Source organism: Holdemanella sp. DFI.5.55 (assembly GCF_020593575.1).
Lineage (GTDB): Bacteria > Bacillota_I > Bacilli_A > Erysipelotrichales > Erysipelotrichaceae > Holdemanella > Holdemanella hominis.
On sequence record NZ_JAJDMK010000487.1, the window covers coordinates 1 to 207 of the forward strand.

Consider the following 207-nt stretch of genomic DNA (forward strand, 5'->3'; position numbering starts at 1 on the left):
GTCGTGGTCGCCGTGGCAAGCCCTGGGTTTCCCCCTTCGGCTGCCAGCTGATCCTGAGCATGTACTGGCGACTCGAGCAGGGCATGGCGGCGGCCCTGATAATAGAGATCGTTCGGCCACTTGAGCTCGACCCCCGGATAACCCAGGGATTCCAGCGCCTGCACCACGGCCACACCGACCGCCAGACTGAGGCCCATGGCCGCCGCC

1 protein-coding gene is annotated in these 207 nt (G+C 66.7%); it reads right to left on the reverse strand.

Annotated features, from left to right (window positions below):
* On the reverse strand, positions 1 to 207 hold a 207-nt coding region (locus tag LJE08_RS14910; RefSeq protein ID WP_370633293.1), incomplete at both ends, for a hypothetical protein.